11 protein-coding genes are annotated in these 8350 nt (G+C 66.9%); 10 read left to right on the top strand and 1 reads right to left on the bottom strand.

The window, feature by feature from the left end; genetic code table 11:
- Positions 1-89: 89 nt before the first annotated feature.
- On the top strand, positions 90-335 hold the full coding sequence (locus tag ACP7AS_RS11630) for a hypothetical protein (RefSeq protein WP_426029041.1): 246 nt from the start codon (positions 90-92) through the stop codon (positions 333-335).
- Here the strand turns inward: ACP7AS_RS11630 and ACP7AS_RS11635 are convergent.
- Positions 332-1012: a hypothetical protein gene (locus tag ACP7AS_RS11635; RefSeq protein WP_426029042.1), complete on the bottom strand. Its 681-nt coding sequence runs from the start codon at positions 1010-1012 to the stop codon at positions 332-334. The genes ACP7AS_RS11630 and ACP7AS_RS11635 overlap by 4 nt on opposite strands.
- A gap of 53 nt (positions 1013-1065) precedes the next feature.
- Between ACP7AS_RS11635 and metK the strand changes: the two genes are divergently transcribed.
- The 9 genes from metK to ACP7AS_RS11680 all read left to right on the top strand — a co-directional run.
- Positions 1066-2265 (top strand): methionine adenosyltransferase, encoded by a 1200-nt coding sequence (metK, locus tag ACP7AS_RS11640; RefSeq protein ID WP_426029028.1) that lies wholly within the window; start codon positions 1066-1068, stop codon positions 2263-2265.
- Positions 2266-2363: 98 nt separating this feature from the next.
- Entirely contained in the window at positions 2364-3059 is a 696-nt protein-coding gene (gene trmB / locus ACP7AS_RS11645; RefSeq protein WP_426029029.1) for a tRNA (guanosine(46)-N7)-methyltransferase TrmB, read from the top strand.
- 87 nt (positions 3060-3146) lie between these two features.
- Entirely contained in the window at positions 3147-3422 is a 276-nt protein-coding gene (locus tag ACP7AS_RS11650) for a DUF4345 family protein (RefSeq protein ID WP_426029030.1), read from the top strand.
- A 195-nt stretch (positions 3423-3617) separates the two neighbouring features.
- Positions 3618-4121: a DUF1993 domain-containing protein gene (locus ACP7AS_RS11655; protein WP_426029031.1), complete on the top strand. Its 504-nt coding sequence runs from the start codon at positions 3618-3620 to the stop codon at positions 4119-4121.
- 87 nt (positions 4122-4208) lie between these two features.
- A complete protein-coding gene (locus ACP7AS_RS11660; RefSeq protein ID WP_426029032.1) occupies positions 4209-4634 on the top strand; it encodes a hypothetical protein in 426 nt (141 codons plus the stop codon).
- Between the two features lie 113 nt (positions 4635-4747).
- Positions 4748-5287 (top strand): ribosome maturation factor RimP, encoded by a 540-nt coding sequence (rimP, locus tag ACP7AS_RS11665; RefSeq protein ID WP_426029033.1) that lies wholly within the window; start codon positions 4748-4750, stop codon positions 5285-5287.
- A gap of 3 nt (positions 5288-5290) precedes the next feature.
- Positions 5291-7054 (top strand): transcription termination factor NusA, encoded by a 1764-nt coding sequence (nusA, locus tag ACP7AS_RS11670; protein WP_426029034.1) that lies wholly within the window; start codon positions 5291-5293, stop codon positions 7052-7054.
- Positions 7055-7072: 18 nt separating this feature from the next.
- The gene (locus tag ACP7AS_RS11675; RefSeq protein WP_426029035.1) at positions 7073-7741 is read left to right on the top strand and encodes an RNA-binding protein; all 669 of its coding nucleotides are present in this window, start codon (positions 7073-7075) and stop codon (positions 7739-7741) included.
- Between the two features lie 82 nt (positions 7742-7823).
- Positions 7824-8350: translation initiation factor IF-2 associated domain-containing protein (locus ACP7AS_RS11680; protein ID WP_426029036.1), on the top strand; the 527-nt coding region annotated here is incomplete at its 3' end.

The following is an 8350-nucleotide window of genomic DNA, read 5'->3' on the forward strand; positions in this document are numbered from 1 at the left end:
GGAACGAAACGTACCAGAGGCTACGAAAGACCCCATGGCGGGCCGGGAGCCCCTCGGTGTCTCTGGCTCTGTAGATACGGAGTCCGGCGATGTCGTCACAATCAAGAACCCTGCCCCACTGGACCTGGGACGATCTGGAAGCGGCCCTGGACGGGTTCAGCCCGATGGGACCGGAGGACCCGGTGCGGGCGCACCTGATGCGGGGACTGGCGGACGACGCGGAGCGGGCGAGCCCGCGGGAGCTGCTGCAACAGGTGCTGAGCGCGGGCTGGGTGATGGCCCAGGTGGGCGCCCAGAGTGGCGGCTCGGCTACCGGCCGCCGCCAAGAGGCCTAGGCTTTCGTATCCTGATCATCGTGCTGTCGGTCGTCCTGACCGCGGTCATGATGAAGGCCGTCGCTGATATGGTCGCCGCCTACACAAGCCAGGCCGCCGTGATTCACGACAACACATCCCCGCGGGCCCAACAGCCTGGTTGAACCGGTGGCTGAATCGGAGGTTCCCAGATCACGGTCTTTCAACAAGGTCTTCTTCTGCTGGCCCTGCTCAGCCTGCCCCTGGCGTGGTTTCAGGGTGGCCACCCCGAGCGTCTGGCCGTCGCGGCCCTGCTGATCTCGTTTGTATCGACGATTCCGGGAACGGACGTCCAGCTGGGCGGTCTTTTTCTGGTCGACGCGATCACCGACCTCGGACTGACCCTGCTTTTCGGATGGATGGCGTTCCAGCGCGACCGATGGTGGCTGTTCGCCATGACCGGCGTGATGGTGCTGACCGTCATGGTTCATGTGTCGCCGGTCATTGCTCCGGACCTGGACTGGCGCGCCGCCATGTCCGCTCGCGTCGGCCTCGGGTTGCTGACCTTCAGCATCCTGTTTCTGGGGGTGGCCGAGTGTTGGCTTGCCGGGGAAACGCCGGTCAGCGCGCGTGCGCTCTGGCGACGGCGGCTTCCTGACAATTGCTAGGGACCAGGCCGGAAACCCGATCCCGCAAACACGGATGACCGCCTTGAACATATAAACATATCCTTATATGTCTGCCGGCGACCCCACCCGGCCGGAGTTTCGCCTTGTCCCGTTCGTCGTTCCTGTTCACGTCTGAAAGCGTCTCCGAAGGCCATCCCGACAAGGTCGCGGACAGAATCTCCGACACCGTCGTGGACCTGTTCCTGACCAAGGATCCCTATGCGCGGGTCGCCTGCGAGACCCTGACCACCACCAATCTGGTCGTTCTGGCGGGTGAGATTCGCGGCAACGGCATCATGGGACGGGACGGCCAGTGGGCCCCGGGCGTGGAGCAGGAAATCGAGGCCGCCGTGCGCGCCGCGGTCAGGGATATCGGCTACGAGCAGTCGGGCTTCCACTGGAACAAATTCGAATTCATCAACCGCCTGCACGGCCAGTCCGCCGACATCGCCGTGGGCGTGGACGCGGCCGGCAACAAGGATGAGGGCGCGGGCGACCAGGGCATCATGTTCGGCTATGCCTCCAACGAGACGCCCGAGCTCATGCCGGCGACGCTGCAGTACAGCCACAACATCCTGAAGCGCCTCGCCGAGGTCCGCCATGGCGGCGACAAGCGGCTGGAGCCGGACGCCAAGAGTCAGGTCACCATCCAGTATGAGGACGGCGTGCCGGTGCGCGCCACCTCGATCGTGTTGTCGACCCAGCACGCCGCGGGCCTGTCGTCCGCCGACGTCGCTGACATCGTCAAGCCGCACATCCTCGCCGTGCTGCCGGAAGGCTTCACCGACGAGAACACCGTCTGGCACATCAACCCGACGGGCATCTTCGAGATCGGCGGACCGGACGGCGACGCGGGCGTGACCGGTCGCAAGATCATCGTCGACACCTACGGCGGCGCGGCTCCGCACGGCGGCGGTGCCTTCTCGGGCAAGGATCCGACCAAGGTCGACCGCTCGGCGGCCTATGCCTGCCGTTACCTGGCCAAGAATGTCGTCGCCGCCGGTCTCGCCGACCGCTGCACCATCCAGATCAGCTATGCCATCGGCGTGGCCAAGCCCCAGTCCATCCACGTCGACCTGCACGGCACCGGCAAGGGCAGCGTCACCGAGGCGGTGCTTGAGGACAGGATCCTCGGCCTGATCGGCGGGGCGACCCCGCGCGCGATCCGCGAGCATCTGGGCCTGAACAAGCCGATCTATGCGCGGACCGCCGCCTACGGCCATTTCGGCCGCGCACCGGACGCGGATGGCGGGTTCAGCTGGGAGAAGACCGATCTGGTCGATCAGCTGAAGGCTCTGGCCTAAGGCAACAGCGGTCAGGCAACAGGCAACAGGTCGGCCGCTTCTGCTGCCTGTTGCCTGATCCCTCGCTCCGGCGGGGCGACCGGGCTATAGCGCCCGCCATGTCCTCTTCCGACGATCCCGCCCACCGCCCGCTTCGCTCGTTCGGTCGCATCAAGTCTCGCGCGATCAAGCCCCGTCAGGCGGCGCTGTTCGACAGCCTGCTGCCGGCCATCACCGTACCCGATCCCAAGGCGGGCCCGATCGATCCCAAGGCCCTGATGCCCGAGGCGGCTGCGGTCTGGCTGGAGATCGGCTTCGGCGGGGGTGAGCATCTGGCCGAACAGGCGGCGCGCCATCCGGACACCCTGATGATCGGCTGCGAGCCCTTCCTGAACGGCGTCGCCTCGGCCCTGCGCCATATCGAGGAGGGCGGGCTGAAGAACATCCGCCTGCACGCCGACGACGCGCGCGACGTGATGACGGCCCTGCCGGACGCCTCGCTGGACCGGGTCATGATCCTGTTCCCCGACCCCTGGCACAAGGCGCGGCACAACAAGCGCCGGCTGATCCAGGACGAGACGGCGGCGGAGATCGCCCGACTGTTGAAGCCCGGCGGTGGTCTGCGGTTCGTGACCGACTGGAAGGACTATGCCGAATGGGCACTCGAGAAGTTCGAGCGCACGCCCGGCCTGGTCCGGCAGGTCGACCCGTCCGATGACTGGTTCAAGGCCCCCGCCGACCACGTGGTCACCCGTTATGAAGAGAAGAAGCTGGGCGACACCCCGCCGATCTTCCTCGACTTCAGGCGTGTTTGACGGCCGCCGTCGCCCGATCTAGGTAAGGCTACGCTTCAGGCGTGACCACGACGAGCCGTGGCCGCGCAACGTTCCGGGGGGGACGCCATGAACATTGTTGTCGAAAACATTCAGGCCATTCTGGTGGTCTGCGGCCTGCTGACGGCGTCGATGCTGCAGTTCACCCTCATGCCGCGCCGGGCCGCGCGCTCGGTCTTCGGCGAAACCGTTGACGGCCCGATGGCCGATGTTGCGGTCCGCGGCTGGGGCCTGCTGATCGCCCTGACCGGGTTCATGCTGCTGTGGGCCGCCTTCCATCCCGAGACCCGGACCCTGGCCATCGGCGTCGCCCTGATCAGCAAGGTCTTCTACATGGTCAGCTGATCGCCAGACGCGGCCGGTTCCTCAAGGGCATGGCCGGGATGACCGTCCTGCTCGACCTAGTCATGGCCGCGCTGCTGGCGACCTGGATGTGGGCCGAGCACGGGACCTGAACGCGGTGCCTGAGCCCCGGCTGGTCGCTCTGGCCTTCCCCGGCAAACGGCGTCACAAGCCGGTCCATCTGAAAAGGACTGACGGATGAGCCTCGCCCTCGACACCCTCGCCGCCCCCATGTTCCTGCGCGGGTTGAACAGCCTGGCCGGTCTGGTCGACAAGGCCGTCGAGTCCGGTCTCGACGAGGCGGCGCTGATGGAGGCGCGTCTGGCCCCGGACATGCGGCCGTTTCCCGACCAGATCCGCATGGCGGCATTTTCGGCCCGCAGCTGCATCGGCCGCCTGACCGGACAGGAATGGCCGAAGACGGACGACTCCGAGGCGACCCTGGCCGAACTGAAGGCGACGATCGCCCTGTCGATCGCCTTCATCGAGGCGGCGGACGCGGCGGCCTTCGAGGGCGGGGAGACGCGCCGGATCGAGCTGCGCTTTCCCGGCGTCGCGCTGGATTTCGAGGGTGCGGGCTATCTGACCAGTTTCGCCCTGCCGAATTTCTATTTCCACCTCAGCATGGCCTACGCGATCCTGCGGCAGGCGGGGGTGGCCCTGGGCAAGCGCGACTTCCTGGGGCAGCTGGAGCTCGTCTAGGGCGGAGGGGTGATCATGCAGGGGCCTCGGTCGCAACCACCTGTCAGTGGCAATGGCTTTCTTGCCGCCGCCCTTTCAGCGCCGGGGATGGCGGCGATCACCTTCGTGTTGGGCGCGTTGGCCGTGTCGCTGACGTCCTCGGGAGGGTTGAACGGGCTGGGCTCCGCGCTGATCAACATGATCTCCCTTGTCCTGCTCGCGACGATCTGGGGCGCCATTCCAAGTTTTGTATTCGGTGGGCTCGTGCTGGCCGTAATCCAGCGGATTGCGTGGCGCGGACCGCCCGTCGCAATCGTCTATCTGATCAGCGGCGTGGTCGCCGCCGGCCTCTATGTGTTGGCGGGACTCTGGATCGCCGGACTGTCGACGGGCGCGGCGATGTTCTTCGCGCCCTGGGCCACGCCCGACCTGTGGCCGAACAACGGCAGGGAAGCCTGGGGGATGGTGGCCAGCCTGCTTCTTGCGGGTGCCGGTGCCGGCCTGATCTACTCCGCCTTCGCCAAGAGGGGCTGACAAGCTCTCCCGTCGGCGCTATACGCCCTCCCACATCGTTAGACCGGCGTCCTAACGGCGCCGTTTGAAGCGGCGGCCGTCGGGCCCGCCGCTTTTTGTTTGGACCAAGCCCCTTGAAGGCCAAGACCGCCGAAGACCGCGCTCTGCTGGAGCTGATCGAACCCGTGGCCGAGAGCCTGGGTCTCGATATCGTGCGCGTGCGGCTGATGGGCGGCACCCTGCGTCGTCGCCTGCAGATCATGGCCGAACGGCCCAGCGATCACGACATCGCCGTCGAGGAATGCGCCCGCCTGAGCCGCGCCGTGTCGGAGGTGTTCGACGCCGCCGATCCGATCAACGGCGAATATCTGCTGGAGGTGTCGTCGCCGGGCGTCGACCGCCCGCTGACCCGCCAGTCGGACTTTGACCTGTTCGAGGGCTATGAGGCGCGTCTGGAAAGCGATCGCATGATCGAGGGCCGCAAACGCTTCAAGGGCGTGATCGCCGGCACGGACGGCGAGAACATCGCCATGGATCTGGAAGGGGAGGAGGACACGGCCCTCATTCCCTTCGACTGGCTGGTCGACGCCAAACTGGTGCTGACCGATGAACTGATGAAGGCGGGCGCCGAGAAGCGCGCCGCCCGTAACGACAACACCGAGACCGAGGACTAGACCATGGCTGTCGCTGGCGTTTCCGCGAACCGACTTGAACTGCTGACGATCGCCGATGCGGTCGCGCGCGAGAAGAACATCGACAAGGAGATCGTCGTCGAGGCGATCGAGGAGGCGATCCAGAAGGGCGCCAAGTCCCGCTATGGGGCCCATCACGACATCCGCGCCAAGATCGACGTCAAGTCCGGCGAACTGGCCCTGACCCGTCACGTCACCATCGTGGCCGACGACTGGCAGCCGGAAGACGAGCTGGAAGAGTTCAACGACAGCGCCATGGTCCGCCTGACCGACGCCTCCAAGCGTGATCCGGAAGCCGTGGTCGGCAAGGAATATATCGAGAACCTGCCGCCGTTCGAGTTCGGCCGGGTGCAGACCCAGATGGCGCGCCAGGTCGTCATGGGCAAGGTTCGCGATGCCGAGCGCGCCAACCAGTATGAAGAGTTCAAGGACCGCGTCGGCGAGATCGTCAACGGCACCGTCAAGCGTGTCGAATACGGCAACACCGTCGTCGATCTGGGCCGGGGCGAGGGCATCATGCGCCGCAACGACTCGATCCCGCGCGAGGTGTTCAACATCGGCGACCGGATCCGCACCTACATCTATGACGTCCGCGCCGAGGCCAAGGGCCCGCAGGTCATGCTGTCGCGCTCGCACCCCGGCTTTATGGCCAAGCTGTTCGCCCAGGAGGTGCCCGAGGTCTATGACGGCGTGATCGAGATCCGCGCCGCCGCCCGCGACGCCGGCTCGCGCGCCAAGATGGCCGTGCTGTCCAACGACTCCTCCATCGATCCGGTCGGTGCCTGCGTCGGCATGCGCGGCTCGCGCGTCCAGGCGGTCGTCGCCGAACTGCAGGGCGAGAAGATCGACATCATCCAGTGGAACTCGGACGAGCCCACCTTCATCGTCAACGCCCTGGCCCCGGCCGAGGTGTCCAAGGTGGTCCTCGACGAAGAGGCCGACCGCGTTGAAGTGGTTGTGCCGGACGAGCAGCTGTCGCTGGCCATCGGCCGTCGCGGCCAGAACGTCCGCCTCGCCTCGCAACTGACCGGCTGGCAGATCGACATCATCACCGAGTCGCAGGACTCCGAGCGCCGCCAGCGCGAGTTCAGCGAGCGGACCCTGCTGTTCCAGGAAGCCCTGGACGTGGACGAGGTCATCGCCCAGCTGCTGGTTACCGAAGGCTTTGCCACGGTCGAGGATCTGGCCTTTGTCGAACCGTACGAAATCTCGGACATCGAGGGCTTTGACGAGGACACGGCCGAGGAACTGCAGGCCCGTGCCCGCGACTTCCTCGATCGTCAGGCGGCGATCCTGGATGCCAAACGCGTCGAGCTGGGCGTCGAGGACGGCGTCATGGCCGTTCCGGGCGTGACCGGTGCCATCGCCGTCGCCCTCGGCGAAGGCGGCGTGAAGACCGTCGAGGATCTGGCTGATCTGGCCACCGACGAAATCCGCGGCGGCTATGAAGTGAAGAACGGTGAACGGACCAAGGTCCCGGGCGTTCTGGAAAGCTTCAACCTGGCCCAGGAAGACGCCGAAATGCTGATCCTGCAGGCGCGTGTCGCCGCCGGCTGGATCGACGCCTCGGAACTGCCGCAGCCGCCGGAGCCCGAGTACGAGGAAGAGCTGCCCGAGGGCGAATACGACGCCGAAGCCGTCTTTGCCGCCGCGCCGGAAGGTGCCGGGGCTGAAACGGTCGCCGCCGACGACGGCGGTGATGATGCGGAGGTCCTCGCCGAGGACCCCGAACAAACCCCCGACGCGTGATGGGAGACCGGATCGTTCATGAGTCTGCGCGAAGCGACGATCGATAGAGAACGACGCGACCTGGTCACCCACCAGGTCATGGACGAATCTCGCCTGATCCGCTTCGTCGCCGCTCCGGACGGTTCGGTGGCCCCCGACCTGGCGCGCAAGCTGCCGGGCCGTGGCCTGTGGGTGGCGGCGGATCGCGCCTCCATCGAGGCGGCGGTGAAGAAAAACCTGTTCTCGCGCGCGGCCAAGGCCCCGATGAAGCCCGCAGGGGACCTTGCGGATACGGTTGAAGCCCTGCTGGTACGGCGCTGCCTGGACCAGCTGGGTCTTGCCCGGCGCGAGGGCGTGCTTATCTCAGGCTTCGAGAAATCCTTGGCCAATGTGCGGTCGGGGAAGACCGCGTGGATCATCGAGGCGGCGGACGGATCCGCCGACGGTCGCGGCAAGCTGCTTTCGCTGGCGAAACACATGACGCCGCCCCCGAAAGTCTGCGGCGTCTTCACGGCGGACGATTTGAGTTTGGCCCTTGGGCTGGAAAATGCGATACACGCCGTCCTGCTTCAGGGCGGGCGGGCCGATCGCTGGACCATAGAGGTCAAACGACTGGCGGGATTTCGACCGTTGACGCCTCCGCAGTGGGGCGATGAAGCGGCTGGGATGCCGAACAAGGTTATGGACGGGCGGGGTTCTGCTTCCTGATTTGGGGGCAGGGCGACGCGCGGCTTTTTGTGTTTGAACGAGACGACGGCGGATCACCCGCTGTCCCGAGTAAAGCGACCGGATGACTGACGAGAACGACAAGACCAACGACGGCGCACCGCAGGCTCCGACCGGAACTCCGTCCACGACGGGTCCGCGCGCGCCTCTGAGCCTCAAGCCCCGGCAGGCGGGATCGGTTTCGACCGGCACCGTGCGCCAGAGCTTCAGCCACGGCCGCACCAAGACCGTGGTGGTCGAGACCAAACGCCCCCGCGCCGGTGTTGCGCCGGGCCATCAGCGGCCGCAGGGCTTTGATGTCGCCGCGCGTCCGCGGACCGACGCGCCTGCGCCGCAGGCTCCGCGTCCGGCCATGCCGTCCGGACCCGCCGGGGGACGCCTGTCGAACGAGGAACAGGAAGCCCGCCGCCGCGCCATCGAACTGGCGACCCAGGCCCAGGCCCAGCGTGCCGAGACCGCCGCCGCCGAACAGGCGCGCCGCGACCAGGCGGCCCATGAACAGGCCGCCGCCACCGCCCAGGCCGCCAGCGCGGCCCAGGCCGAAGCCGCCGCAGCCCGCGCTGCCGCCGAGGCCGCTCGCGCCGAGGCCGC

Origin of the sequence: Brevundimonas sp. TWP2-3-4b2 (assembly GCF_049897345.1) — a bacterium.
In the GTDB taxonomy this organism is placed as follows: Bacteria; Pseudomonadota; Alphaproteobacteria; order Caulobacterales; family Caulobacteraceae; genus Brevundimonas.

Coding starts and splice junctions, on each gene's coding strand:
- ACP7AS_RS11630 (WP_426029041.1), top strand. CDS start 90: ATGTCGTCACAATCAAGAACCCTGCCCCACTGGACCTGGGACGATCTG.
- ACP7AS_RS11635 (WP_426029042.1), bottom strand. CDS start 1,012: ATGTTCAAGGCGGTCATCCGTGTTTGCGGGATCGGGTTTCCGGCCTGG.
- trmB (WP_426029029.1), top strand. CDS start 2,364: ATGTCCTCTTCCGACGATCCCGCCCACCGCCCGCTTCGCTCGTTCGGT.
- ACP7AS_RS11650 (WP_426029030.1), top strand. CDS start 3,147: ATGAACATTGTTGTCGAAAACATTCAGGCCATTCTGGTGGTCTGCGGC.
- ACP7AS_RS11655 (WP_426029031.1), top strand. CDS start 3,618: ATGAGCCTCGCCCTCGACACCCTCGCCGCCCCCATGTTCCTGCGCGGG.
- ACP7AS_RS11660 (WP_426029032.1), top strand. CDS start 4,209: ATGGCGGCGATCACCTTCGTGTTGGGCGCGTTGGCCGTGTCGCTGACG.
- nusA (WP_426029034.1), top strand. CDS start 5,291: ATGGCTGTCGCTGGCGTTTCCGCGAACCGACTTGAACTGCTGACGATC.
- ACP7AS_RS11675 (WP_426029035.1), top strand. CDS start 7,073: ATGAGTCTGCGCGAAGCGACGATCGATAGAGAACGACGCGACCTGGTC.